The sequence below is a fragment of the Lysinibacillus sp. AR18-8 genome, assembly GCF_001705465.1.
GTDB lineage: Bacteria > Bacillota > Bacilli > Bacillales_A > Planococcaceae > Lysinibacillus > Lysinibacillus capsici.
The window spans coordinates 27,445-51,476 of sequence record NZ_MDGU01000012.1 but is presented as its reverse complement, the minus strand read 5'-3'; the positions used below and the strand labels follow the sequence as shown (position 1 = coordinate 51,476).

28 protein-coding genes are annotated in these 24,032 nt (G+C 38.5%); 9 read left to right on the top strand and 19 right to left on the bottom strand.

The features are described 5' to 3' along the window. Positions 1–4: 4 nt before the first annotated feature. Both BFM98_RS10235 and BFM98_RS10230 read left to right on the top strand, forming a co-directional pair. Positions 5–580, top strand: a complete 576-nt coding sequence (locus BFM98_RS10235; protein ID WP_048392543.1) for a GNAT family N-acetyltransferase — start codon at positions 5–7, stop codon at positions 578–580. Positions 581–722: 142 nt separating this feature from the next. Then, positions 723–1,145 (top strand): hypothetical protein, encoded by a 423-nt coding sequence (locus BFM98_RS10230; protein ID WP_066037268.1) that lies wholly within the window; start codon positions 723–725, stop codon positions 1,143–1,145. Positions 1,146–1,226: 81 nt separating this feature from the next. On the opposite strand, the gene BFM98_RS10225 is transcribed toward BFM98_RS10230, so the two are convergent. Continuing rightward, positions 1,227–2,069, bottom strand: a complete 843-nt coding sequence (locus BFM98_RS10225; RefSeq protein WP_066037267.1) for an alpha/beta fold hydrolase — start codon at positions 2,067–2,069, stop codon at positions 1,227–1,229. A gap of 185 nt (positions 2,070–2,254) precedes the next feature. Between BFM98_RS10225 and BFM98_RS10220 the strand changes: the two genes are divergently transcribed. Together BFM98_RS10220 and BFM98_RS10215 are read left to right on the top strand one after the other, a co-directional pair. Then, complete coding sequence (locus BFM98_RS10220) at positions 2,255–2,698, top strand: SMI1/KNR4 family protein (protein WP_066037266.1); 444 nt, start codon at positions 2,255–2,257, stop codon at positions 2,696–2,698. A 30-nt stretch (positions 2,699–2,728) separates the two neighbouring features. After that, positions 2,729–3,214 carry a tetratricopeptide repeat protein gene (locus BFM98_RS10215; RefSeq protein ID WP_066037265.1) on the top strand — a complete coding sequence of 162 codons (486 nt, stop codon included), beginning with the start codon at positions 2,729–2,731 and terminating at the stop codon, positions 3,212–3,214. Between the two features lie 36 nt (positions 3,215–3,250). On the opposite strand, the gene BFM98_RS10210 is transcribed toward BFM98_RS10215, so the two are convergent. The 5 genes from BFM98_RS10210 to BFM98_RS10190 all read right to left on the bottom strand — a co-directional run bounded on the left by BFM98_RS10210 (position 3,251) and on the right by BFM98_RS10190 (position 7,860). Beyond that, a complete protein-coding gene (locus BFM98_RS10210; RefSeq protein ID WP_066037264.1) occupies positions 3,251–3,466 on the bottom strand; it encodes a DUF3955 domain-containing protein in 216 nt (71 codons plus the stop codon). Between the two features lie 290 nt (positions 3,467–3,756). Further along, on the bottom strand, positions 3,757–4,800 hold the full coding sequence (locus BFM98_RS10205; RefSeq protein ID WP_066037263.1) for a phosphotransferase family protein: 1,044 nt from the start codon (positions 4,798–4,800) through the stop codon (positions 3,757–3,759). 13 nt (positions 4,801–4,813) lie between these two features. Further along, positions 4,814–5,590 carry an SDR family oxidoreductase gene (locus BFM98_RS10200; RefSeq protein ID WP_048392531.1) on the bottom strand — a complete coding sequence of 259 codons (777 nt, stop codon included), beginning with the start codon at positions 5,588–5,590 and terminating at the stop codon, positions 4,814–4,816. After that, entirely contained in the window at positions 5,587–6,822 is a 1,236-nt protein-coding gene (locus BFM98_RS10195) for an acyl-CoA dehydrogenase family protein (RefSeq protein ID WP_054550382.1), read from the bottom strand. The genes BFM98_RS10200 and BFM98_RS10195 overlap by 4 nt, the downstream gene beginning before the upstream one ends. 150 nt (positions 6,823–6,972) lie before the next feature. After that, positions 6,973–7,860, bottom strand: coding sequence for a LysR family transcriptional regulator (locus BFM98_RS10190; RefSeq protein WP_048392528.1), 888 nt, complete (start codon positions 7,858–7,860; stop codon positions 6,973–6,975). A 140-nt stretch (positions 7,861–8,000) separates the two neighbouring features. On the opposite strand from BFM98_RS10190, the gene hutG reads away from it, so the two are divergent. Both hutG and gltS read left to right on the top strand, forming a co-directional pair. Next, positions 8,001–8,966 carry a formimidoylglutamase gene (gene hutG / locus BFM98_RS10185; protein WP_054550383.1) on the top strand — a complete coding sequence of 322 codons (966 nt, stop codon included), beginning with the start codon at positions 8,001–8,003 and terminating at the stop codon, positions 8,964–8,966. Beyond that, positions 8,963–10,147 (top strand): sodium/glutamate symporter, encoded by a 1,185-nt coding sequence (gltS, locus tag BFM98_RS10180; protein ID WP_016993292.1) that lies wholly within the window; start codon positions 8,963–8,965, stop codon positions 10,145–10,147. Before hutG ends, gltS begins: the two co-directional genes overlap by 4 nt. 48 nt (positions 10,148–10,195) lie before the next feature. Here gltS and BFM98_RS10175 read toward each other — a convergent pair whose 3' ends face one another. The 6 genes from BFM98_RS10175 to BFM98_RS10150 form a co-directional block, all read right to left on the bottom strand. Continuing rightward, positions 10,196–11,458, bottom strand: a complete 1,263-nt coding sequence (locus BFM98_RS10175) for a polysaccharide deacetylase family protein (RefSeq protein ID WP_054550385.1) — start codon at positions 11,456–11,458, stop codon at positions 10,196–10,198. Between the two features lie 467 nt (positions 11,459–11,925). Then, positions 11,926–12,762: a D-alanyl-D-alanine carboxypeptidase family protein gene (locus tag BFM98_RS10170; RefSeq protein ID WP_066037262.1), complete on the bottom strand. Its 837-nt coding sequence runs from the start codon at positions 12,760–12,762 to the stop codon at positions 11,926–11,928. Positions 12,763–12,840: 78 nt separating this feature from the next. Next, the gene (locus BFM98_RS10165; protein ID WP_016993289.1) at positions 12,841–13,458 is read right to left on the bottom strand and encodes a histidine phosphatase family protein; all 618 of its coding nucleotides are present in this window, start codon (positions 13,456–13,458) and stop codon (positions 12,841–12,843) included. A gap of 45 nt (positions 13,459–13,503) precedes the next feature. Then, a complete protein-coding gene (locus tag BFM98_RS10160; protein WP_054550386.1) occupies positions 13,504–13,923 on the bottom strand; it encodes a DUF3995 domain-containing protein in 420 nt (139 codons plus the stop codon). A 90-nt stretch (positions 13,924–14,013) separates the two neighbouring features. Then, on the bottom strand, positions 14,014–14,523 hold the full coding sequence (locus BFM98_RS10155) for a TetR/AcrR family transcriptional regulator (protein WP_066037261.1): 510 nt from the start codon (positions 14,521–14,523) through the stop codon (positions 14,014–14,016). 198 nt (positions 14,524–14,721) lie between these two features. Then, positions 14,722–16,410 carry an AAA family ATPase gene (locus BFM98_RS10150; protein ID WP_066037260.1) on the bottom strand — a complete coding sequence of 563 codons (1,689 nt, stop codon included), beginning with the start codon at positions 16,408–16,410 and terminating at the stop codon, positions 14,722–14,724. Between the two features lie 93 nt (positions 16,411–16,503). Here BFM98_RS10150 and BFM98_RS10145 point away from each other — a divergent pair, with 93 nt between their 5' ends. Beyond that, on the top strand, positions 16,504–16,935 hold the full coding sequence (locus BFM98_RS10145; RefSeq protein WP_054550389.1) for a hypothetical protein: 432 nt from the start codon (positions 16,504–16,506) through the stop codon (positions 16,933–16,935). A 32-nt stretch (positions 16,936–16,967) separates the two neighbouring features. Here BFM98_RS10145 and BFM98_RS10140 read toward each other — a convergent pair whose 3' ends face one another. The 4 genes from BFM98_RS10140 to BFM98_RS10125 all read right to left on the bottom strand — a co-directional run bounded on the left by BFM98_RS10140 (position 16,968) and on the right by BFM98_RS10125 (position 19,542). Next, on the bottom strand, positions 16,968–17,912 hold the full coding sequence (locus BFM98_RS10140; protein ID WP_254660021.1) for a helix-turn-helix transcriptional regulator: 945 nt from the start codon (positions 17,910–17,912) through the stop codon (positions 16,968–16,970). Between the two features lie 371 nt (positions 17,913–18,283). Further along, complete coding sequence (locus BFM98_RS10135) at positions 18,284–18,598, bottom strand: YbjQ family protein (RefSeq protein WP_004225046.1); 315 nt, start codon at positions 18,596–18,598, stop codon at positions 18,284–18,286. Beyond that, positions 18,598–19,089 (bottom strand): nucleoside 2-deoxyribosyltransferase, encoded by a 492-nt coding sequence (locus BFM98_RS10130; RefSeq protein ID WP_066037258.1) that lies wholly within the window; start codon positions 19,087–19,089, stop codon positions 18,598–18,600. Before BFM98_RS10130 ends, BFM98_RS10135 begins: the two co-directional genes overlap by 1 nt. Before the next feature lie 12 nt (positions 19,090–19,101). Continuing rightward, on the bottom strand, positions 19,102–19,542 hold the full coding sequence (locus BFM98_RS10125; protein ID WP_254660020.1) for a GNAT family N-acetyltransferase: 441 nt from the start codon (positions 19,540–19,542) through the stop codon (positions 19,102–19,104). Positions 19,543–19,719: 177 nt separating this feature from the next. Between BFM98_RS10125 and BFM98_RS10120 the strand changes: the two genes are divergently transcribed. Both BFM98_RS10120 and BFM98_RS10115 read left to right on the top strand, forming a co-directional pair. Continuing rightward, a complete protein-coding gene (locus BFM98_RS10120) occupies positions 19,720–20,886 on the top strand; it encodes an immunity 26/phosphotriesterase HocA family protein (RefSeq protein ID WP_066037256.1) in 1,167 nt (388 codons plus the stop codon). Positions 20,887–21,002: 116 nt separating this feature from the next. Further along, positions 21,003–22,037, top strand: coding sequence for a YdcF family protein (locus BFM98_RS10115; protein WP_066037255.1), 1,035 nt, complete (start codon positions 21,003–21,005; stop codon positions 22,035–22,037). A 61-nt stretch (positions 22,038–22,098) separates the two neighbouring features. Here the strand turns inward: BFM98_RS10115 and BFM98_RS10110 are convergent, their stop codons facing one another. From BFM98_RS10110 to BFM98_RS10100, 3 genes are all read right to left on the bottom strand, one after another. Next, positions 22,099–22,566, bottom strand: a complete 468-nt coding sequence (locus BFM98_RS10110) for a hypothetical protein (protein ID WP_066037254.1) — start codon at positions 22,564–22,566, stop codon at positions 22,099–22,101. A 21-nt stretch (positions 22,567–22,587) separates the two neighbouring features. Then, the gene (locus tag BFM98_RS10105; protein WP_066037253.1) at positions 22,588–23,055 is read right to left on the bottom strand and encodes a DUF4259 domain-containing protein; all 468 of its coding nucleotides are present in this window, start codon (positions 23,053–23,055) and stop codon (positions 22,588–22,590) included. Between the two features lie 166 nt (positions 23,056–23,221). Then, positions 23,222–24,022: a hypothetical protein gene (locus BFM98_RS10100; protein WP_066037252.1), complete on the bottom strand. Its 801-nt coding sequence runs from the start codon at positions 24,020–24,022 to the stop codon at positions 23,222–23,224. Positions 24,023–24,032 lie beyond the last annotated feature (10 nt).

Sequence of the window (24,032 nt, the reverse complement as noted above, 5' to 3'; positions counted from 1 at the left end):
GTCGATGATTATTGAGAAAGTATTTAAGCAGTTCCCTACCCTACATTCAGCTAATTTACAATTTAAAAAAATTGAAGACTCACATATACAAGAGCTATTTGCTATTTATGATAATGACAAGGTATTTGAGTATTGTGGCATCATCCCAAAACATAACCTTCAAACTGTTCAAAAAATGATTGGCCATTTTGAACGTGATTATACGAAGAAAAGCAGGATTAAATGGGGGATCTTCGAAATATCACAGCGTGAAAAACTAGTAGGGATTATCGAAGCGATGGACTTTAATCAAAAAGTAGATATGGTAACAATCGGTTACTATTTAGCTGAAGCATCCTGGGGAAAAGGCATTGCATCAGAGGCAGTTGCAACAATCGTAAAATTTTTATTGGAAGAGGTAAATGTTAATCGAATACAGGCAGAAGTCATGCCTTTAAATGAACCCTCGAAAAAGGTTCTGTTAAAAAATGGATTTTTAAAAGAAGGTCTTCTGAGACAAGCTTCATTATGGTCTGGTAAGGGTGTTGTTGATTTAGAGATATATGGCTTATTGAAAGGCGATTACAACTTGAAAGACTAAACTCTACTAATGAGTTTAGTCTTTTCTTATATTGTACAGATAAATGGACATTTTACCATCTCCTAAAGGGCTTTTTAACATAGACTAGAAATAGATGACTCATGCTAGCATGACATTGTAATCATAAAGGAGCGTTTTAGAAATGGATGGAAACAGATATTTAACACGAATGAATTGGGAATTTAACAATTATCATAAATTTTCTAAATGCTATTGTGACTCAAAGAATGTTTACTTTGGTCACTCTCCCAGCGTAGATCATCCTATTATTGAGGAAGATTCTTATAAAATAAAATATTATAATAGTCCCCAATTTGAAAAAAAATATCAGAAACAAAATCAAATTGAAAAGCATTGTCAAAGCTGTATTTGTAGTCACTTAGAATGTTTTGAACCAGGGACTTTAGTAGATGTATACCTCTCAGATGGCAGCCAATTTCTAGGAATATACTTTATTTATCTTATTCCGCAAAGCTGCTGCGGGTACTTCCTTCAAATCGATGATATGGCACGGCCTGTCATTATGGACTGTCAAAACATTGATGCAATACGTAAAACTTGTTGAGGTAGTTGATACTTTGGCTTTTCTCTTTTTATTATTAAAATAGGCTGGTTAATTGCTATACAAGCATAACCAGCCATTCGACTACCTCTCGTTTATCCATTGAATTAGTTGTTCATTAAAAAATACAGGCTCTTCAAACATAGGATTATGACCACTTTTTTCAAAAATGACTTTCTTTACATAGGGAATATGATCTACTGCATCCCATAATGAAATAGGGGCTACTAAATAATCATACCTGCCTAGACCTAGAAAAATTGGCTTGTTAACTTGTAGCATTTGTTGTAAAAGGTTCTGCTCCGCAAAAGCTACTCCCCATAGATAATCAATAATTTCCATATTCGGATGAACGTTATCCCACATAGAGGTAGCATTGAACATAAAATCATAAAAACTATGCGCCCCCATACGAATACACATATGAACAAAGCGTCGTTCAGGCTCCTTCTTTAGATCCTGTTCCAATAAGGCTATTTCGTGCGCAAATTGATGTTTACGCTCCATACTTGCATGTGCCTCAAAATAAGACAAGCTTTGTTGCTGTCTTTCTTGACTATTCGATGTTGCTGTATTTAAGAGTACGAGTTTTTGAACATGCTGGGGATAGGCTTTGGCATACGCCATTGCCATAAATGCATGTCCTGAATGTCCTAAAACTATTAAATTATCTAGCTGTAGGATTTGTCTCGCACACTCCATATCCTTCACTATTTTGTTTAATGTGTAATCTTCTTGCGTAAATGCTTGAGCTGGCTTACCAAAACCTCGATGATCTAAAAAAATCACCTGGAAATGTTGATAAAAGTCTTCTGAGAACAGACGTGGATAATAAACACTACTCCCCACCACTAAAATTGGTTGGCCTTGCCCCTTTATACAATAGTTTAATTCAAATCCATCACACATAAGTTTTTGATATGTCATTTTCTTCATCCTCTTTTCTATTTTTGTATCATCACTCCCTTCCCTCTTGGTTTTCCCGTGTTTTTTTCATTGAACGCTCTAGCATTCTATCACCCCAGTAGATGTTATTATTTACAATAACAATATCATTTCCTCAGATTCCTAGCAATGAAGGATCGTGTATACTGAATAAAAGGAGAATGTCTATGAGGGAAGATCTAATAAAGCGTTTGCGGTTATTTTTATTTAATGAGAAGCATCAAACGTTAGTGGGTAAACCTGCAAGTCAAAGGGAAATCATAGAGGCACAGCAACAACTTCATGTACAATTTCACAGCGACTACGTAGCGTTCATTAAAACGTTTGGTGGGGCATATGCAGGTATAGCAATCCATGCTTTTTCTAACGGCTCAAGTCTAGGAAACGAAACCGTTGTCGATTTAACACTGGATTTCCGTCAACAATATAAAGAGTTCCTATCTCCAAATGTTTTAGAAACGAGCTATGTTATTTCAATGGATGGTGGGGGTAATCCCATTTTCATCGATCCATCAGGCCATGTTTTTATTTGCGATCATGGTTGTGGAGAAATTAAGCGAATAGCTGATTCATTTGAGTTGCTGATAGAAGATTGTTTTTATGAATGGTAAGTTACTTAAGTAAAGAAGAGGTTAAATATAATGGACAAACAATTAGAACACATACTTACATTAAGAAAAAACGGACAGCTTGAGGAAGCAAATCAATGTATGGTGGCACTGGTCAAGGAACAGCCTCAAAATGCTTATTATCACTTTCAATGTGCTTGGACATTTGATTCTTTAGGGCAGGAAAAAGAGGCTGTTCCGCACTACGAAGAAGCGATAAAGTTGGGGCTAGAACCAGAAGTTTTAGTGGATGCCTATCTTGGTTTAGGGAGCACCTATCGGACTATAGGACAATACGAGCAAGCAAAACGGATCTTTGAACAAGCCATTCAAGAGTTCCCCAAGGCTGAGCATATCAAGGTCTTCTATGCCATGACACTCTATAATCTTGGCGAACATGCAAAATCAATGGAAACATTATTGAACACGATATTACGCACAGCCAATCATCAAGGCATTCAAGATTATAAAAAAGCTATTCAGTACTACAGTGATAAGCTAGATCAAACATGGTTATAAAAAACAGGCCCTATTTAGAGCCTGTTTTTAGCATTATTATATGGAAGTTTGCTTTTTGAATGTAGAAGATAACGCCATAATCAAGAATGTAAGTATACCGCTAAAGAAAAATAAATAGCTCAATGGAATTAAAAAGAAGTTTTTCTCCACTATCGTACCATCTGCTAGTATCTCATCTCCTATAAGGCCTTTTATAAATAAACATACGATCCCCACGATCATCGGAATTGTGGCAAGTAAATATTTCCCCATTATTTCTTCCTCCATTTGTTAAATCCTTGTTGTAATTGATGATAGCGTTATTTTTATTGCAAGTCAATTATTTTTTATCGAAAAACAATAAATGGTTATTGATTAACACTCCTGCCTAAAAGAACAAACGTTCCCTCCTCTTTTAATTTCTTGTACGTGATTTATTATGTTTTTTGAGTAAATTTTGTGCGAGTTAGTATGAATAATTATATAAATTAATGTCGGATAATCTGTTATAATAGGCTTTAAAAAACAGCTACTTTATTAAAAGTAACCGTTTTTCCATAAAATCATATTGATTGAGAAGCTTGTTGTATGAGGGCAGCGACCATTTTATCCATCTGAGCAAAGCGATCATCCTGCGTTTGTCCTTGAACATAGCGATAATAGATTTGCTGACAAATAACGGCTAATTTAAAATAAGCAAATGTACAGTAATAATGAATAGCTGACACATCTCGCCCACTTTTCTCTGCATAACGATCAATAAATTGCTGTCGGGTATAAAAGCCTGGTAATACAGTTACTGGTGGTTCACCAAGTGCATATAATAGCATTTTCGGGTCATCCGCTTGCATCCAATAACTCATTGCTACACCAATATCAGCAAGTGGGTCCCCTACTGTTGCCATCTCCCAATCAAAAAGGCCAATCATTTCGGTATAGTCCTCAGAGAACATTGCATTATTCAATTTATAATCATAATGAATAATGGTTGCCTCATGATTGGACGGAAGATTGTTTTTTAACCACTCTGTTAACATCGCTACTTCTGCATGTTCTGCTGTTTTCGCATTTTCATAACGCTCAATCCAGCCATACACTTGTCTTTCAAGAAATCCGTCAGGCTTCACGATATCCTTTAACGGAGTGTCCTGATAAGGAATAGCATGTAATGCAACTAAAGAATCAACCATCAGTTCGGACAATTGACGTGCTAGCTCCTCTGTTGGTTCTTTGCCTTTTGGAAAATGTGTATCAAGGACGATTCCTTTTTTGCGCTCCATTAAAAAGAAATCACTACCGATAATGTCTCGATCCTCTACATAGACATATGGTTTTGGAACCGATGGTAAAAATGGATGCAGTGCCGATAAAATCGTAAATTCCCGCTTCATATCATGCGCTTTTTTGGCAACTGGTCCAAGCGGAGGACGACGTAGAACAGCTTCAAAATCAGCTATTTTTAAACAATACGTCAAATTGGAATGCCCTGCACTAAATTGTGCTATTTCAAGCTTCCCCTGTGGAAGCTCAGTGAAATAACTCTCTAAAAAGGCATGTAGTTTATCAACATCCAAACGTTCACTTGACCTTACTTGCATCGTATCCATTCTATTTCCCTCCTTAAATAATGGAGCTCATGCCCCCATCTACTACAATGACATCCCCTGTTACATAGTCCGAAGCTGGTGCTGCTAAAAATAAAGCTACGCCCTTCAAATCATTTTCGGAGCCTAAGCGTTTCAACGGTGTAACACCCATCAAATAGTCTTGTCCACGTTCGATTAAGACATTGGACATTTTCGTAGGGAAAAAACCTGGTGCAATAGCGTTGACATTGACTCCATGTGGCCCCCATTTGACGGCTAAATCCTTCGTTAAAGTAATGACAGCCCCTTTACTCGCGTTATAGGCAATCGTATCCATAAAGGCTGGTAGCGTCCCACCTAGTCCAGCAATAGAAGCAATATTAATGATTTTGCCGCTTTTCTGCTCTAGCATAATTTTGCCAACGGCTTGGCTGAATAAAAATGTCCCGTTGACATTGACATCAAATACTTTTTGCCAGGCTTCGTAGGGCATATCAATGGCAGGTGTTCCCCATGATGCGCCACTGTTATTGACTAAAATATCAATTCTACCAAATGTTGTAATCGTTTGGGCTACCACATTGGCAATATCCTCAGGCTTTGTGACATCACAGGCTAGAGCTAATGCTTGAACACCAAGCTTTTCGAGTCCTGCGGCAACCTCCTCACATGCCTCCACCTTTCGTGAGCATAAGACCACATTGGCTCCAGCCTCTGCAAATCCTTGAGCAATTTGCGCACCGAGTCCACGTCCTCCACCTGTCACAATCGCTGTTTTACCTTTTAAGCTAAATAACTCTAGGACCGTCATTTCACCAGCTCCTCTTGTTTGTTGGCATGCTTTTTCAATTCTAGTTTAGCAATGGTATTACGATGCACCTCATCTGGTCCATCCGCTAAACGTAATGTACGAGAATTTGCCCATTGTGCAGCAAGCGTAGTATCGGGACCTACCCCAGCAGCACCAAATGCTTGGATAGCTCGATCAATGACTCTGAGTGCCATATTTGGAGCAACTACCTTAATCATAGCAATTTCAGCTTTTGCCTCTTTGTTGCCTACTGTGTCCATCATATAAGCAGCCTTCAATGTTAAAAGTCTTGCTTGCTCAATATCCATCCGAGATTCTGCAATGCGCTCCCGCATTACCCCTTGATCTGCTAGTGGTCGATGAAATGCCTGCCGCGCTTGTACACGTACACACATTTCCTCTAATGCACGCTCTGCGGCACCAATAAGACGCATACAATGATGAATTCTACCTGGTCCTAGTCTGCCTTGCGCAATGGCAAAGCCTTTACCTTCACCCCATAAAATATTTTCCACCGGTACACGCACATTGGTAAATGTAACCTCACCATGTCCTTCTGGCGCATGGTCGTAGCCAAAAGCCGTTAGCATACGCTCCACTTTTACTCCTGGTGTATCCATCGGTACAAGAATCATAGACTGCTGCTCATGGATAGGAGCCGTTGTATCTTTATGCTTGCCCATAAAAATAGCCACCCTACAGCGAGGATCCCCAGCACCAGTTGTCCACCATTTATGGCCATTTAAAATGTATTCATCTCCATCGCGTTCAATGCTTGCCTCAATATTTGTAGCATCACTGGATGCAACGGCTGGCTCCGTCATCGCAAAGCAGGACCGTATTTCACCTCGTAATAACGGTTCTAGCCACTGTTTTTTTTGCTGTGCCGTTCCATAGCGTACAAGTACTTCCATATTGCCTGTGTCAGGTGCATTACAGTTAAACACTTCGGGGGCAAGAAGTGAGCGGCCCATGATTTCACATAAAGGTGCGTATTCTAAGTTGGTTAAGCCTGCCCCATATTCACTATCTGGTAAAAATAAATTCCACAAACCTGCCTGTTGTGCCTTCTGCTTCAGCTCCTCCATAATCGGTGGAATCGCTCCCCAACGATCCTCCATTGCCTCAACCTGTGCAGCATAAACGGCCTCATTTGGATAAATGTATTGCGCCATAAAATTCTTCAGCTTGTCCTGTAACTTCTCAACTTTTTCACTATAGGAAAAATTCATTAGAAGATACCCCCTTTGCTTGAACTTCGCAAAATGAATGAATGTTCATTTTCATTCTTACAATAAATGTTACCGCTATTTTTCTAGTAAAGCAATGTTCTATTTTTGAATTTTCTAATAAAAGCGAGAATTCATTACTATGGACTTACATCATTTATTTTCAAAAAACTGTACTATATCCTTCAGTAATTGTCGGATGGCTAATGGTAAATGACGGTTTTTTAAGTACACTAGATAGACATTGCGACTTAAATTCAGACCCTCTATTTCTTTTTTTACAATTGTTTTGGCAGTCGGTCCTTGCAAGTAATTTTCAGGTAATATGGTCACTCCTAAATGTTCTCGTACAAGCGATACAGCGGTTTCAAAACGCTCAATTTCAAATTGAATATTAATGTTTTTACCAGCCTGTTCAAATGACGTTAAGATATCTCGTCTTGTTTGAAAGCCCTCGGTACTAATAATAAATGGTTCTTCACAAATATCTGAGATGGTTAAAGTATCCTTTTGAGCTAACGGATGATGTAAAGGTAATACTGCGACCAACCGTTCTTCATATAAAGTTTGAACTTCCAACTCTGGATCATCCATTAGCTGATTGGTGATGATTAAATGAGTTTTATAGCTTTTCAAGGATTTTTTCACCCGCTTACTACCTAAAATATCGACTAAGTGAATTTTCATGTGAGGATAGTCTTTTTTATAGTTGGCGATTACCTTTGGCAGCCAATGCTTAATAGATTCCATGACACCAATGGTAATGTCCCTCGTGCCATGAACAATCACTTCATCCATTTCGATTTTTAGCACTTCCATATTTTTTACAATAACTTTTGCTCGTTCAAAAAGTAACTCTCCAGCTTCTGTTAATTGCAGATTTCTAGTATTTCTCTCTAATAAAGGGGAGCCAATCTCTTGTTCTAATTTTTTGATCGCATTACTTAAGGAAGGCTGCGAAATATGCAGTCTTTCTGCGGCTTTTGAGAAATTCATCTGTTCTGAAACAGCGATAAAATAGTGTAATTGTTTTATGTCCACCTATAGATACCTCCCAGATTTATAGTTAAAAGCTATAGATTAATATTAATTATATATTAGTAATTATAATTATGTGAATATATAATGAATTACAACAATACTTTTTCTACAATAATATTCACAATGGGGTTGATAAGTTTATGTACACAATGACAGATCAAAAACAATGGAAAGGCCGAATAGATTCAACGACAAATACAAGCAGCTTTCGTTTACATCAACAAGTAAAAAGAGTTGCGATTAATGATGTAAGCGCTTCAGATAAGAAAAGTGCTGCTCTCGTTGGCTTTATCTGCGATGAAGGGGTACGTCGAAATCAAGGCCGTGTAGGGGCAGCAAATGGTCCAAACGCCCTACGAGAAGGCTTAGCCAGCTTACCGTGGACATTTGAGGACGATCAGCAAATTATTGATGTTGGCAATATCGTTTGTCTAAACCATGCTTTAGAGGAGGCGCAACGTGAGCTTGGTGAAGTCGTAGCAACAGTACTACAAAAAAACATATCATGTGTGGTGCTAGGTGGCGGGCATGAAACGCTGTATGGCCATTATTTAGGCGTTCGTTCTGCTCTACCAAAGGAAGCTAAAATCGGCATCATCAATATAGATGCTCACTTTGATTTACGACCATATGATGAACAACCTTCGTCAGGTACGATGTTCCGTCAAATTTTAGAGCAGGATCCACACGCTGACTATTTTGTTGTTGGTATTCAACGCTACGGCAATACAAGAGAACTTTTCGAAAAAGCTGATGAATTAAACGTGAAGTATGTTTATGAGGATCAAATGACGGTAGCCTACCAACAACAATTAACGGATGCATTACAACATTTTATGGATAAGCATGATTATATTCTTTTAACATTATGTATGGATGTATTGAATGCAGCATTTGCTCCAGGTGTAAGTGCTCCATCACCGTTTGGGCTTGACCCATCGACTGTGCGCTCCATTTTGCAACAAGTCACTTCACACCCTCACACCCATTCATTTGATATTTGTGAGGTCAATCCGTTATTAGATGAAAATGGACGTACAGTGAAATTAGGTGCCTATTTTGTATATGAGGCACTGAACAACTTACTTAGGGGGCAAGGTTCATGATCGAAATTAATCAAATTACAACGGTATTCCTAGCTGTTGCACTCTTTGCATTAGGAAGCTTTCTTATCAATAAAATAGGCTTTTTAAAGCGTTTCTGTATCCCAGCACCAGTGGTTGGTGGTTTATTGTTCGCTGCTCTTGCCACTATCTTAAAAACAACGGGTATTTTAGAAATATCACTTGATACTTCTTTACAAAGCTTATTTATGATTACTTTCTTTACGACAATTGGCTTAGGTGCAAGCTTTAAACTTGTAAAGCTCGGTGGTAAATTACTGATTATCTACTGGCTAGCATGTGGCTTCCTAGCGTTAATGCAAAATGTCATTGGGGTATCTCTGGCCTCACTTATGGGGATCCATCCTTTAATCGGTATGATGGCGGGTGCCGTTTCTATGGAGGGTGGTCATGGCGCTGCAGCTGCATTTGGCCAAACCTTAGAAGATTTAGGGATTTCTTCAGCTATGACAATTGGTGCTGCTGCCGCAACATGTGGTCTAGTTGCTGGTGGCTTAATTGGTGGTCCAATTGTCAAATATTTAGTAGGTAAATATAATTTAACACCAGATGAACAAGAATCGGAAGAAGTCCAATATGAAAATAAACATGAGCAAATTACATCGGATTCGTTCTTTACACAAGTCTTATTAATTACTTTCTGTATGGCTGTTGGTACGTACGTCGGCACACTATTCTCAGAAGCAACAGGTTTCGTTCTACCTGGCTATGTAGGAGCAATGTTTGTGGCTGTATTAGTGCGCAATATTATGGATAAATTCAAACCTGAAGCCATTAATATGAAAAGCATCTCATTAATTGGAGATGTCACATTAGGTGTATTCCTTTCCATGGCTCTCATGAGTATTAAATTATGGGAAATTGCTGATTTGGCACTACCATTATTCATCATTGTTTTTGCGCAAGTATTCTTTATTGTTGTATTTAGTATTTTTGTGTTATTTAAATTACTTGGCAAAAACTACGATGCTGCTGTTATGGTAGCAGGTTTTGCAGGACATGGTCTAGGCGCAACACCAAATGCCATGGCCAATATGTCAGCCGTTGTGCAACGCTTCGGTCCTTCTAAAAAAGCCTTTCTTGTCGTACCGATTGTCGGCGCATTTTTAATTGACGTATTTGGGATTCCTATTATTATTACGACTATCAATTTATTTAAATAAAAAAGAGCTTTGCATTCGTTCTGAGTAGACGATTGCAAAGCTTTTCTATTATTGTAATATCTCACTTACTGTAACAAATTCATAGCCTTGTTTTTGTAAATAAAGAATAACATTTTCTAAACCATTGGCTGTCGTTTGATGGATATCGTGCATTAGAATAATACTCCCATCTTTTACAGAGGCTTTGACATACGCTAAAATTTTATCTGGATTGTGATGTTTCCAATCCAGTGTATCAATCGACCACAAAATCGAGGGTATTGTCATGACAGAACGTACTTGGTCATTGGTCGCCCCATAGGGTGGGCGGAAAACAGTTGGATACTGCCCGATGGCTGCATAAATAGCATTACTTGTGCCATTGACTTCTTGTTTAACGCCTGCTATTGATAAGGTCGTTAATTTTTTATGGCTCAAGGTATGGTTGCCGATTTCATGTCCTGCTTCATAGACTTGTTTAACGATTGCAGCATTTCTTGACACATTTTTACCTACCATAAAGAATGTAGCCTTGGCATCGTATTTCTTTAACGTTGCCAAAATTTGTGGTGTCACCTTAGCATCTGGCCCATCATCAAATGTTAAGGCTACCCGTTTTTTTGCGCCTTTCGCTACTGGCACACCTTTATTATAAACTTTATTATCTATTAACTGAATATCGGCTAGCTCAGAAGCTTTGACATACCCTTTTTGGTCGCCTGCTTCTACATAAGCCCAACCAGCAAGTGTTATGTAATACTGGACAGTTGTTTTATTGGGAAGTGTACCAAGAACTTCTCCGTTTGGACTAGCTGTTAATCGTAATTCAGCACCAGCAACAGCATTAATTTTTTTCTTCGTTGGAGCTGGTTTTTTTAATGCGTTTGTCGCTACATATCCTATCTCCTCGCCATATTGAACGAAAGACCAACCACCAGGTGCTGTGCCATATACATAAATTATTCGTCCTTCATAGAGCTGTCCTACATGCTGGGCATGTTGACTTGGGGCTGTAAATAATGTTGTACTGCCCTTTTGAATCACTAGGTATCCCTCAGACTTCAACTTGACTAAAGCATCAGATGTGACATAGCCCTCCTGCTCTGGCGTTTGAATATGTGTCCAACCTTTACTTACTTTTGTTACTGAAACAAAGCTACCTTTCGAAAGTTCCCCGATCTCCGCACTATTCGTAGAAGCTTCTTCAAAAATAACCGTATCTTTGACTACCTTGTGAATCACCACTGACCCTTCAGCATTTACTGAAAGTTGCCCTGCCAAGATGCACATCATAAACGTAAAAACGATGGCAAAGGGTAAAAATTTTTTCATTGTTCTACACCGCCCTTAGATGTCTTCCATGTCTGTTTGCTAAAAAATTGCTAAGATTTAACTTTTATTATAGAGTAAACAACCCTGCCATAAAATAGTAATAATCAACTAGATTCCCTTTTACGATGCTGCTAAAATTCATATTTTAGTAAATACTTATACATCCCTCCTTCCCTTTTTACTGAGAAACTATGCATAGGTTATGATAATTAAATGATGGTGGCTTATTTTGTAGATTTTGTGTTAGCTCCTTTATCTCATGCTGCTAAACGGCCTACGGACTTAAGTGAGTGACTTTCTCCTTACTGGGAGAGGGCTCTCACCTCTTTGAGAAGCAGCTCTCCCCGTATTTGATGGTTCCTATAAAAAGCTGGTTATCCACCACCAAACCTCAGCTATATAATTCCCCTTTCTATTAAGACGTTAAAAACCATGAAAAAGTTGAGGTTTTTTCATTATTTTTCCTGCTATAAAGCTTCGAAGGCCGTTAGGGCATCTTCAATATGTGGGGGTGGGTTCCATATATAGCTAGGAGCATTGGTTGTAATGAATAAAAAAGATTTCCCTTCTTTCTCGATTATGGTCGCCAGACACAGTCCTGCTTCTGGGGTATAGCCTGTTTTTCCACCTATTATCGGACTGTCTAGACCAGGTAATTTTGTAAATAATGAGTTTGTGATGATTAATTGATTGGGAACATAGGTTGTGTAGTTTTTTGAGGTAAATATTTGATAAAAGGTATGATTTTCTAATGCATATCGCAGAAGCTTGCTGATATCCCGCACGCTGGATACATGTGCCTCATCATGTAGGCCACTGGTATTAACAAAATGTGTGTCATGCATGCCTAATTCTTGCGCCTTGTTATTCATCAACGTGACAAATTTGTCCTCACTGCCAGCGACAGCATCTGCAAGTGTTCCTGTTGCATCGGCACCTGAGGCAAGGAGTGTACCATACAATAAATCCTCCATCGTGACAAAATCTCCTGCTTGAAAGCCTGCCATCGAAGCATTTTGTGCCGTATAGTTCGCAATCGTTTGGGGCTCTACAATGGTTTGTGTTTGTAAATTATCTGTCATCTCTATGGCAACGATGGCTGTCATGATCTTTGTTAAAGATGCAGGATAAATAATAGCATCCGCATTTTTTTCGTATAATACATCGCCCTGTTCATTGAGTAACAAAGCATTTTGACTATGTAATGATGGCAGTTCTAGATGCGTGAATTCATATGTTTTGCTTGTATAATAAAATAAGAAAACCATGATACAAATACAGCCTACTAACATCCATTTTTTCATAAAAAACGCCTCCTACACATTATAAGAGGCGGCATTTCTGAATATTCCTTGAGAAAAATGGGATGCGCTCAAATATTTTCACAGGTAAAAATCATCATCGAAATTTGAACTAATTCTTGTAATCTCTTTATTTTTCAATTTGAACATTACATCTTGAGAAACCTCTAACTTGAGCGTCTCTTCTTTGCTTAGACTTGCATAGACGCCGCGTAAAATACGACCAGTTAAGCCATGCGAGACAATAATCACTTTTGAAAGTGGTTGAATCGTTTCAAGCAAAGCAGTTAATCTGCTTACAACAGCTTCATAGGTTTCCCCATCTGGTGCACGAAAATACCAATTGAAGGCATCTGTGTTCGTTAACAAGGCAGGCCATTGTTGCTGTATTTCCGCCATGGTTAATCCAGCCCATTGTCCCACAGCAACCTCTGTTAAACGTGGATCCTGCCTCACCTTGTTGCTGTCATAGCCCAGTGTTTCACAAAGTATGGCTGTGCTTTGCATGGCTCTTCCCATTGGACTTGATAGGATGGTCCATTCATCTGCATCGCCAATGAGTGATTTCAGCATGCGCGCATTTTGCTGAACCTGCTCCCGACCACGCTCAGTGAGTGGTGAATCAAGCTGTCCTTGATATCTCCCTTGTGTATTATAATTTGTCTCACCATGGCGAAGTAAGTAGATCATTTGCTCCATTTTATATCCCCCATTCTGCTCCCCTTATTAAAGTAAAATTGGCTGTTAAACTAACACCAGCACATAAACAAAGCTAAGAAACAAGCATAAAGGACTATACCATTTTGAATCATTTTGAGCAAATGTGGAATGCTTAATCGTTTTAAAAATACCAACATACTTAAAATCACCAATTGCTCGTAGCAAAAATACTAGCGCACAAACGATACTTCCTACTTTTGAAAAAATAGAGGCTTGAAAAAATGGCATGAAGCCTCCTTGAACAAGGATGATACCACTTGCTAGCATCAACAGCATTGCAACAAAGAGCGTTCCCCATTTTCTAGGCGTAAAAACGGCTTGTTGGCTGCCTTCTTTCATAGGAATAACAGCTTCTGTACCCCATCGACCACCAAAGGCCCAATAAATATGTAGGATACTAATGAGCCCTAATAGTCCCACTGCGACAATTGATAAAATAAACATGTTCTACCTCCTCTTCATTTACATACGCTACCGTATGTTCTGGCGTTAAATATAGTCCCTCAAAGCCCATGTTAGCTCTGAGAGACCTTCTTACTGTATTAACAGCTTAATCATTTTTTCGAGATCGAAATGAGGATTGGCTTCAAATCGTGTCATCCAGCCTATATAGGTTAAATATGCTAATCTTGCACGATCAGTGGATTCGTCTATGCTGATACCACTTTTTTGATAGAGTGTCGCCACACAGGCTATTCGCTGCTCCTCTATTTGAACGATACGCTTTGCGACATCTGAATCATATTTGGCCCAAGCATAAATGCCTATCTCCATCTTTTTATTTTTGTGAAAACTTATCCGTAAAAGCTGCTCTAGATTAGCATCAACTTGCTCCATATTTTGAATAATGGCCTTTGTTGCGTGGTTTTCCCAATAGTCTAGCATGGCATCTAATAGTTGTTGACGATCACGAAAATAATGATAAAAGCTACCTTTACTAATGTTTAATGATCGAGCAAGTGCTTCAATACGTACTTTATGAATCCCCGCTTCTGCTAATTGCTCTAGACCCGCTCTAATCCAATCCTCTTTCGTTACTTGCATAATTGCCCTCCAAAAAATACGTTAGCGTATGTTTTGTCTTATATTACCACTTTATACATCACTCATCAACTTTTATCGTTTTTATGGCGTACATTAATATGATTATTCACTGTAACATGAACTGTTACTAGTCGTGGTAAAATACATGCACACACTAAAATAAACACTAATAGCTTTTTCATGCGTCTACTCCTTGTCTTAAAAAGTATTGTCAAACAACTTTTCTGCAATGCCCTGTAAAATATCCTGCTCCTCAAATGTCATGAGTTCTTCTCTCGAGATTGTTGCCTGTTGAATCAATCGGTTTGATTGGATTGTCACTAGTTTCTCAAACAAGTTTCGAATATAACGACCATTCGAGAAATTAGGGATGGTTTCAATCGGCATATGACGTAGCTGTGTTTTCATATGTTGGGCAAATGCTTCGCCAAATTGATAATCGTTCGTTTGACAAAGCATCGCAAAAATATCATAGAGTTCATCCGTGCTAAAATTATCAAATTGTACAAAATGATTAAAGCGAGATTTAAAGCCTGGATTAGATTGTAAAAAATCTTCTATTAGCTCTGTATAGCCCGCAACAATAATTACCAAGTCATCACGTAGATCCTCCATTGCCTTTAATAAACTATCAATAGCTTCCTTCCCAAATGCATCCTGTTTATCATTTATTAATGAATAGGCTTCATCAATAAAAAGTACCCCGCCCTTTGCTTTGTTAACGACTTCCTGAACCTTTAACGCTGTTTGTCCAACATAGCCAGCGACTAAACCTGCACGATCTGTTTCCACAAAATGCCCACTTGAAAGGACGCCAAGATGCTTGTAGATTTGGCCAATAATGCGTGCCACTGTTGTTTTACCTGTGCCTGGATTGCCCGAGAAGACAAGATGATACGTAATAGGAAAGCTTGTTAAACCATGATCCACACGCAGACTTTGAATTTTAATAAAGTTTATTAAATTATGTAATTCCTTCTTTGCATTCGGAAGACCTACAAGACTATCTAATTGTTTTTGTAGCTTGGCAATCTCTTGCTCGACTTCAGGTGTAATGCGTAACCGCTCATCGTTAATAAATTCACCACTATAGATAATTTTGCCTTCTTCATTATAATAATCGCCTCGTCCATGTTTTTTGCCTTGAACGAGGTCACCAATATAGGAAGCTTGCCCATTGGCATAATAGAGCGTTCCTTGCCCTGTCATCATATCCTCTTTAAATTGCCCTTCCGCTTCTAAAATTCCATCCCTAGAATATACTTTGCCTTTACCATGCTTTAGGTCCTCAAAGAAATGACCTTCATAGTGGAGATTAGTTACACCACGTGCAAGCTCCTCAGCTGTTGGTGATTCCGTAGGGTAATATAGCTTCCCTGCCCCTTGCATATGATGCCAAATAAAATCACCCTCATATTGTAAAAATCCATTTGGATAGTATTGCTTGCCTTTTCCCTTTTTCATGCCATGGACAAAGTCACCCTCATACTGCGGTTGATTTAAATGTGGATACTGTGCTCGTAGTGTTTGATAAGGGCTAATTACTTCTTCTTCATAATATAAAACACCATAGCCATCCATTAAATCATTGCGAAAATGACCTTCATAATGGATATGACCATCCTTATATAAAATGCCATGACCCTGTTTTTTATTTTGTATGAATTCACCCTGATAAATGAGTTGTCCTTTCAAATACATAATGCCATTGCCTTGCTTCATATGATTGACGAATTCACCCTCGAATAATAATTGTCCCTCTTGATCAAATAGCGAGCCTTTGCCGTCATAAATATCGTGACCGAAATCATTCTTCTTGACGCCACCTCGATACATGATGATTCCACTTGGGTAAAATAGTTCTTTTTCTTCATGATTATGTGTCATTTAATTGCCTTCCTTCATCATTTCAGTATATGCTCAATTATAGCGTGGAAAAGAATACATATGTGTGAATTTTTAGAATTTAAGGAGACAAGCATGAAAAAAAGATACAAACTACTTCTAGGCATTTTACTACCACTACTTATTCTGTATATCTCGACAATGCTGTTAACACGAGACACTGATTTTACAACAGAGGTAACAGAACGTCTCGAAATGGAGGAAATTCATGAGATTGAAATTATTCGTTCCTCAGATGAAAAAACAGTAACGATTACTGACGCAGCAGAAATCAATCAAATTATGCAGCCATTCAAGGACCTACCTTTAAAAAAGGTGTGGTTTTCGAATTCTGATGCTCATGAAGCATACTGGCTAACACTCTCAATTAATGACAACAGAGAAATTGGCTTGCGTTTAGATGATGACCAGCATTTATTCGTGTATTTATATGAGGAAAATTACATGAAAGATTATAAGCTCACTAAGGATATCGATACGACATTTATCAAACAATTGTTTCAGTAAGCGTAAAAACCCGTGCATGTACGCACGGGTTTTTATATGTAACGATAATTTTGCTGCATAGCTTGTAAGGTCTCAATGATCTCTTCTCTCAGTTCAATTGGCTCTAATACCTCCATATCGGCTCCTTGACTTAACAACCACTCTTTCACGCCATATTCTAACACTTCTGCCTCAAAAACATATTCATGATTGTTTTGTGAAACTAGGTGGGCTGTTGGGAAACGACTATAGACTATTTGAGGAGAACGGCCTTTATAGAGAAGACGGATATGAGTAAGGTCATTAGTGTCCTCTACTTGTAATGGATGTACAGATGGAAATTCAAAATGGATAGTCATTTCACGAAAATGCTGAATACGATCCATTCTGTAAACAGTTGGGGTTTCTTGATTATCTCCTATTAAATAAAAATAATGTGTTGAAAAGATAACAGCGAGCGGCTTTAAAATTTTTGTAGTTGGAATCGCTTCACCCTCCTGTAAATAATCAATTGTAATGACCTTTCTCTTTTGAATAGCTGTTGAAATTCCCCATATCAAGGACAATAATGACTTGTTTTGATGGATATCTTCATATACAATTTTTTCATTTAATAACAGTTGATCGTCTGCTACACGTGAGAGAAGTTGATTAACGATCTCACCGATATCCGATTTTACGAGAGCTTTTGAGGCAATCAGTATTTTAACGATGACTAGTACCTGTTCTTTAGATAAACGATTGTTTTTTTTATGCATTAATTTATACACTTTTTCTGTACGTACATATTGTAAATGGTAATCTAGCTTAGCCTTTTCCAGATACGTACGAATTTCATCGATATCCCGTTGTATGGTTTTTTCACCAACCTGATGTGTCAATGCTTCTTGCTTCTTGTTGATTCCTTGGCCATCCATCAATCGATCAAACATCGATAGTACGCGATAGCCTTTGCCTTGTTGTGAATCTACCATATATCCCACTCTTTCTTCTATCATGCCCAGCTTGCAGAATATTGGCCATAAATAGCCCTTCTACTGATTGCGTCCAGATTTTTTGCGAGTTGCTCAAAAAGCTCCTCTTCAAAATCTGTGACCTCCGCTTGGGCTTTTATCTTGATTCAGTTGGTGTTTTGACACCTACTCCATTTGTGCATTCATCTCATTATCTATAAACTGAATCAAGATAAAACTTCTACTTTATTGGTATAATTTGTACTATACGCATCCTATAATAAATCACCATTCAAGCAGCACAATAGACTGTATTTTTGACATAATTAACTAAAATTTTACAGCATTTTAGATGAATGTGTCACTTTTTAACCATTGAAAAAGGACTTCCATTGAATGAAAGTCCTTGTACTCTTTTATTTGAATTTTACAGCTGTTCCATATACCAATACTTCGGATGTACCATCCATGACAGATGAAGTAGCATAACGAACGCCTACAACTGCATCTGCACCTAATTGTTTGGCTTCCTCTACCATTGCCTCTGTGGCAATTTCACGAGAGCGCACAAGCATCTCCGCATACTCCTTCATTTCTCCACCGACAATATTGCGAAGACCTGCTATCATGTCACGACCAATATTTCTAGATTGAACAGAATTCCCTTTCACTAGCCCTAATGTTTCCATGATATCTTTTCCTGCCACCATGTCTGATGTAGCTAATAGCATCATGATGCCTCCCCGTTCTGTAGTTTTTGTATGGCTTTCACAGCCTCTTCAATAGAAGCTGTAATCACGCCATTGCGTTTAATTAACCCCACAACAAATAAATTACGATAAACAAACTGATTCTCTAGCCCATCTCGGATCAGTGCCTCTATTTTTTGCATATTGTCCCGCCCTTGCTGACGAACATCTGTTAGCACACCAATAATGGGACGATTCAGCATCGAAAACGCACCTATCTCTGCGGCAACGCCTGAATCAATTTCCACCCCATCTAATACAGCTATCAGAACATCGCTATCCTGTAGCATCTCTAAATCTGCTTGGGCAATCGCTAAGCTATCTGCATAGGCAGATTTATCATTGATGGCCTCATTCTCCTGAGGTACATATAATGCGATGCCTGGTGCTACCTCGCGAATAGCTGCTGCCAATTGTTCATTTACAAAACGATCGCCTAACGAAAATAACCCATTTGCTAAATATGCTTTCATGTATAAAACTCCTTAATCAATTGTTTTTTCAAATATAATTTTATGTCTGCCTTTTTCATCAATAAATGTTGATAATATATCGAAACCATGCTTGAGGTTGGTAATGAGCATGGCTTTGAATGTATTTCTTCCGTATGTACGAACTTTGTGAAAGCCTAAAGTCTTGATATGCTCATGCTGTTGTTTCATTAATTGACTTGCAATTCCCTGACCTCGATGTGCTACATGAACGCCACCCAACCAACTATAAAAAATATTATCTGGATGTGGGTAGCCTAGTTTAAAGCCGATCAATGTGTCACCTTCCACTGCCAATATGCAAAGAAGGCCTTCTTTCTTTTCTAGCTTTTCGAGTGGCAAATTTGCTCCATCAAAAACGTGAGCGTGGATTTCTTGTATTTGTTCAAGCCAAGCATAGGGTATGCCTTCAATCGTCACAATATGCATATTCATCACCTCTGTCTGTCATTATAGCAGTTCTATAGCCTGAAGAAAAAGGTAGACATCTGCTCCAAAAGCAATTATTATCACTGCATAAAAGTAACTATTTTCCATCTAAGCTATTTTCGACACCCACCAAATTCAGTATACTTGACCAAAATACAAAACAATAGCTAGGAGGAAATTCGATTGACACCATTTACTAGTTGGTTAACGAATTCATTGCGCCCCTATTTCGGCCTACATACTTTAGAAGCACATTGGGAAACGATTCCGATTCGAGAGGATTATTTTATTTGCCTTGAAGGCGATCTCATTAAAAAAAGAATTTTCGTGAATGAGCATAGCTACCAAGAAGCGGATGTCGACATTTTAACACGTAATCGTGAAGTCATTTTCCCTCAAACTGCGCGTGGAAAAGAAAAGAAATTGAATTATACCAATATCTCCGCTGTGAAAGCTGCAGGCGTTGTTTTTTCTGTTGGTCTAGGTAATGAAAACCATCCATCTAGCTATATCACAGCTCGTAACACTAAAACATATTACCAGCTACCATTAACAGGCTTTGAGCATTTAACGACTAAGTCGGCTCTCTTGAATTGGTTAGAGCAATTTCCCTCCCAGCTTCCTGCTGATTACTCAGACAAGCTAGAAAAGCTAACCAAGATGAAAAGTCTACGCTATAAGACTGTGCCAGGTGATATTTTTCGTGTAGAAATCGATTTATTTGTAGATGGCTATGTGCTTGTCATTGGCGATTTACGACAAATGCAAAAGGATCATCTATTTGGAGAAGATAGTATTTGGCATAATGTAATGACAATGCCATTGTTTGTACGGCCCTATTTGTTGACAACGACAGAGCGCCTGCCTTCTCTTGAGGAAATCATATCTGCTCCATTGGCCCCTCAAACCCATATTGTGATGGATGACCATTTTATGCGAGGATGCTATGAAAAGATAGGCCATAAAATGTTAACAGAATCCGATATTGTATTTCCAATGGGCTATGGCGTGACACTAAACTATGGGAAAGAGCCTCGATATCGTCTATCCTGGGGGACAGGAACAATTAGTAAACCTGCACCTTCCACCTCCTATCAAACAGCTAGCCGTTTTACCAATCATGGTGTCTATGCAGGCGTTGCCAGTGATTGGTTGAAGCAAGAGGAAGGAATTGTAACAGAGTCGCTAGATCATCCACACTTCCGCGAAGATCGTCAGCGGGCACTCGCTGAATTTAGTTTTCCAGATGATATCTCCTACGATGACTTTAATCGCCAAACGGGTGGATTGACCCGCACCCAATATATTCATTACCTCAATAAAACCTATCATCGTACACACAAAAAATAGAGGGAGCTTCTAGATGCTCCCCCTCCACTTTTTCATCGATGGTTGATTTCATCCAATAATTACTTATAATATAGAGATATCATTAACCAACTTCCATCACTAGAGGTGCATTTTGTATGTATTTTGGCATTATTCCACTGATTCTTTTCGTCGTTTTTCTTATTTCTTACTTCAAAGACCCAAGAAAAATGATCAACGGGCTATTATTTAATCTATTTGTCTGTTCATTTCTGCTATTCTGCGTCATTCTATCTTTAGCATCTGACCATTACTTTTTAAGGCTTATTGTCATTATTCCACTGATTGCTCTTTTCATTTTAATTCCTTTTGGTATTGTTGCTTTAATGTTTGGTTTATTTTTAAATGCGAGAGTATTAATGAAGCGAGAAGGTAGACGTTTAGCCAATTCCTTAACATTACTTGTGGCGATTGGCATTTTACTTTTTATCCTATTACCGATTATCAATCCAGCGAGTTTGTTTTCAGTCCACCTCCAGCCCATTTTTGGTGGAATTTCACTCATTACGTTTTATTTTTTTATCCATTTATCCAATTTTTTATCTGCTTATTTTCTCTACCAATTCAATCGCCCTCGATTGAATCAAGACTTTATTATTGTACTAGGCAGTGGATTAATTAATGATAAGGTGCCTCCACTTTTAGCTAGTAGAATTCAAAAGGCAATTGACTTCTATCATAAGCAAGCAGCAGTGACTACTCCACCTACCATTATTTTCTCTGGTGGACAAGGTCCTGATGAAAATCTACCCGAAGCTGAAGCGATGCAACGATATGCAATAGAAAAAGGCATTCCCATTGAGCATACACTCCAGGAGAACCGCTCTGTGAATACCTATCAAAATATGTTATTTTCTAAGCAGCTCATGGATGATCGGAAACAGGGTAAGGCCTATAACAGTATTTTCACCACGAATAATTTCCATCTTTTTCGTGCGGGTATTTATGCAAGACTTGCGGGCTTAGATAGTCAGGGCATTGGCTCTAAGACAGCCTTTTATTATTGGCCAAATGCGATGATTCGTGAATATGTAGCGATTGTTGTAATGGCACGAAAACGACATATGAAAATGATTGGACCTATTGTAATCATTTCGATTGCGCTATCTCTATTCAGCTTTTTCTTTGTATAGGTTCTAGGAAATGGATTCGTACACTTTTTATAGAAAGTGTTACGAATCCTTTTTGATGCTATCATACCCAAAATTTCTTCAGCTGTTGTTCATATAATGTCTCATAGTAAAGTTTTCGTGGATAGCGTTGTTCTTGTAATACCTGATAGAGAATGGATTGACCTTCCTCATAGCGAATCCCCTCGTCACAATTATCAAATAGTTTTCGTGTCAGCTGTCTTACTAGGTGAACATCTTTTGTGTTCACTCTCCAGCCAAATTGAATTAAATCCAGCTGATCGAGCGGATCTCGATAAGTATCAAGTACCACACAGACATGTGGTTGCTGCTTATTCGCAAATACTAAAACATGTCCTGTATGAATGGATTGACCAAAATAACGTTCGTAAATCTCTACTATCGGTACTTGGATTTCAAGCACATCCATGATCGTCTGTAAAGTTGGATGTGCTATATAGTCATCACTTGTCTCATCTGGATATTCAACCAACTCCATGATGGAAGCCATCATCCAAAAATCATAGGTCATTTCCAATCACTCCATTTATTTTTATTGTGGCAAACGGTTAATCGCTTGTTCCACCGTCTGAATAAGATAGGCTAAGTTGGACTGCCATTCTGGCCAACTCTTGGACTCTTGCCATAATTCTACAATCTCTCTACTACCATGTTGATCAGGTACTTCATCTCTAATGTCCTGTAAATACCGCAATATAAATGTCAAAGAGCTTTCATCTACTACCCATTGTATTTGTCTATCCTTACTTTCTTGACCATAAATGGTTCCCGTATTCAGATATTGACTATAAAGCTCTGCCAAAGCCAGGGCACTCATATCGTAGAAAAAATCTATATCCTCCAATGTTTTACCAAAAAAGCCTTGCTGTTTCATAGCCTGTACAATTTCCGATAATGTTAGCTGATTGGATTCCTTATGCTGTTCCATAAACTCCCGCAAAAACGCCACTACATCTAACCCTTCATCACTTTCCAATGCTTTGTATCCCCAAGCCCCCATCTCACTGCACCTCTCTTTTTTATTTTAGTAAAGCTCTGGTAAAGGTAAAATCTGCACGCATGACCATGATAGCTGTTCATTATAGTAGCCGCTCTTAAAATTCCTTCGCTATATCAATAATCCTCAGCATCCTTTGGTCAGTTTTGTGATCGAATACTGCTCCTTTTTATAGGTAGGAGCCAAAGTAAAACTTCATCTTTTCCTGTGAATAGCCATCCTGTCCTCTCCAAGTCGCCATCGACATAAAATCAGTTCCACGTCCACGCTCCTTGCGATAATCATCCTTTGATACGAGTAGTCCCGCATAACCCCAGATTTCCATGACCACATCTCGTTCATGTTGATTGGACTTGAAAACATCTTTCCAGCGCTTTTCAAGCTGTCTAGCTGCATCTGTGTCGTTACAGGATTCTATTGCTACTACCATCTGTTGTAAGATGGCTACGTCATCCTCACTTACATTCAATGCTTCTTGTTCTTTCACTAGGCATTCTAAGTCTAGTAAACAATAGATGAGCCAATTGAGGCGAACCCCTCCCCACTTGATGCGTTCAAAATTAAGCACATTTAAATCTTCATTGGCATACGTAGCATTGGACATGATTTTCCGCTCATTACAGTAGCCACAGCCACTATAGGAGACCAATGCCACAGGTTGTTCATCATACGTATGCATTGGTAAATCATGCGTAAGAGCCCAGCTCGATAAGGCACTGCGTAAATGTACTTTACGCGTCGATAAGCTATGCAAAAATGCCTTTACCACAAGCTCCTTTGTTAAGAATTTCTCATGAAGCTGTCGCAATCTTTGTACACATTCATCATGGGAAATCGTTAATTGATCAAACATCAAGCCCTTACTTTTAGCATATTGAAAATCTTCTTCTGTATAGGTATAACCACCTGAACGCCATCCACCAGATTGCCAATAGGTTTGCATTAATATTTTCCTTGCTTTTTGGTCCATTATTCTCTCC

Coding starts and splice junctions, on each gene's coding strand:
- BFM98_RS10165 (WP_016993289.1), bottom strand. CDS start 13,458: ATGGAGCAAATGATCTACTTACTTCGCCATGGTGAGACAAATTATAAT.
- BFM98_RS10125 (WP_254660020.1), bottom strand. CDS start 19,542: ATGAATATGCATATTGTGACGATTGAAGGCATACCCTATGCTTGGCTT.
- BFM98_RS10195 (WP_054550382.1), bottom strand. CDS start 6,822: ATGAATTTTTCCTATAGTGAAAAAGTTGAGAAGTTACAGGACAAGCTG.
- BFM98_RS10220 (WP_066037266.1), top strand. CDS start 2,255: ATGAGGGAAGATCTAATAAAGCGTTTGCGGTTATTTTTATTTAATGAG.
- BFM98_RS10205 (WP_066037263.1), bottom strand. CDS start 4,800: ATGGATACGATGCAAGTAAGGTCAAGTGAACGTTTGGATGTTGATAAA.
- hutG (WP_054550383.1), top strand. CDS start 8,001: ATGTACACAATGACAGATCAAAAACAATGGAAAGGCCGAATAGATTCA.
- BFM98_RS10110 (WP_066037254.1), bottom strand. CDS start 22,566: ATGACCTATGATTTTTGGATGATGGCTTCCATCATGGAGTTGGTTGAA.
- BFM98_RS10140 (WP_254660021.1), bottom strand. CDS start 17,912: ATGATAGAAGAAAGAGTGGGATATATGGTAGATTCACAACAAGGCAAA.
- BFM98_RS10130 (WP_066037258.1), bottom strand. CDS start 19,089: ATGAAAGCATATTTAGCAAATGGGTTATTTTCGTTAGGCGATCGTTTT.
- BFM98_RS10210 (WP_066037264.1), bottom strand. CDS start 3,466: ATGGGGAAATATTTACTTGCCACAATTCCGATGATCGTGGGGATCGTA.
- BFM98_RS10225 (WP_066037267.1), bottom strand. CDS start 2,069: ATGACATATCAAAAACTTATGTGTGATGGATTTGAATTAAACTATTGT.
- BFM98_RS10235 (WP_048392543.1), top strand. CDS start 5: ATGATTATTGAGAAAGTATTTAAGCAGTTCCCTACCCTACATTCAGCT.
- BFM98_RS10175 (WP_054550385.1), bottom strand. CDS start 11,458: ATGAAAAAATTTTTACCCTTTGCCATCGTTTTTACGTTTATGATGTGC.
- BFM98_RS10155 (WP_066037261.1), bottom strand. CDS start 14,523: ATGCAAGTAACGAAAGAGGATTGGATTAGAGCGGGTCTAGAGCAATTA.
- BFM98_RS10135 (WP_004225046.1), bottom strand. CDS start 18,598: ATGCTATTAGCTACATCAGACATGGTGGCAGGAAAAGATATCATGGAA.
- BFM98_RS10150 (WP_066037260.1), bottom strand. CDS start 16,410: ATGACACATAATCATGAAGAAAAAGAACTATTTTACCCAAGTGGAATC.
- BFM98_RS10200 (WP_048392531.1), bottom strand. CDS start 5,590: ATGACGGTCCTAGAGTTATTTAGCTTAAAAGGTAAAACAGCGATTGTG.
- BFM98_RS10170 (WP_066037262.1), bottom strand. CDS start 12,762: ATGAAAAAATGGATGTTAGTAGGCTGTATTTGTATCATGGTTTTCTTA.
- BFM98_RS10215 (WP_066037265.1), top strand. CDS start 2,729: ATGGACAAACAATTAGAACACATACTTACATTAAGAAAAAACGGACAG.
- BFM98_RS10100 (WP_066037252.1), bottom strand. CDS start 24,022: ATGGACCAAAAAGCAAGGAAAATATTAATGCAAACCTATTGGCAATCT.
- BFM98_RS10160 (WP_054550386.1), bottom strand. CDS start 13,923: ATGTTTATTTTATCAATTGTCGCAGTGGGACTATTAGGGCTCATTAGT.
- BFM98_RS10230 (WP_066037268.1), top strand. CDS start 723: ATGGATGGAAACAGATATTTAACACGAATGAATTGGGAATTTAACAAT.
- gltS (WP_016993292.1), top strand. CDS start 8,963: ATGATCGAAATTAATCAAATTACAACGGTATTCCTAGCTGTTGCACTC.
- BFM98_RS10145 (WP_054550389.1), top strand. CDS start 16,504: ATGAAAAAAAGATACAAACTACTTCTAGGCATTTTACTACCACTACTT.
- BFM98_RS10105 (WP_066037253.1), bottom strand. CDS start 23,055: ATGGGGGCTTGGGGATACAAAGCATTGGAAAGTGATGAAGGGTTAGAT.
- BFM98_RS10115 (WP_066037255.1), top strand. CDS start 21,003: ATGTATTTTGGCATTATTCCACTGATTCTTTTCGTCGTTTTTCTTATT.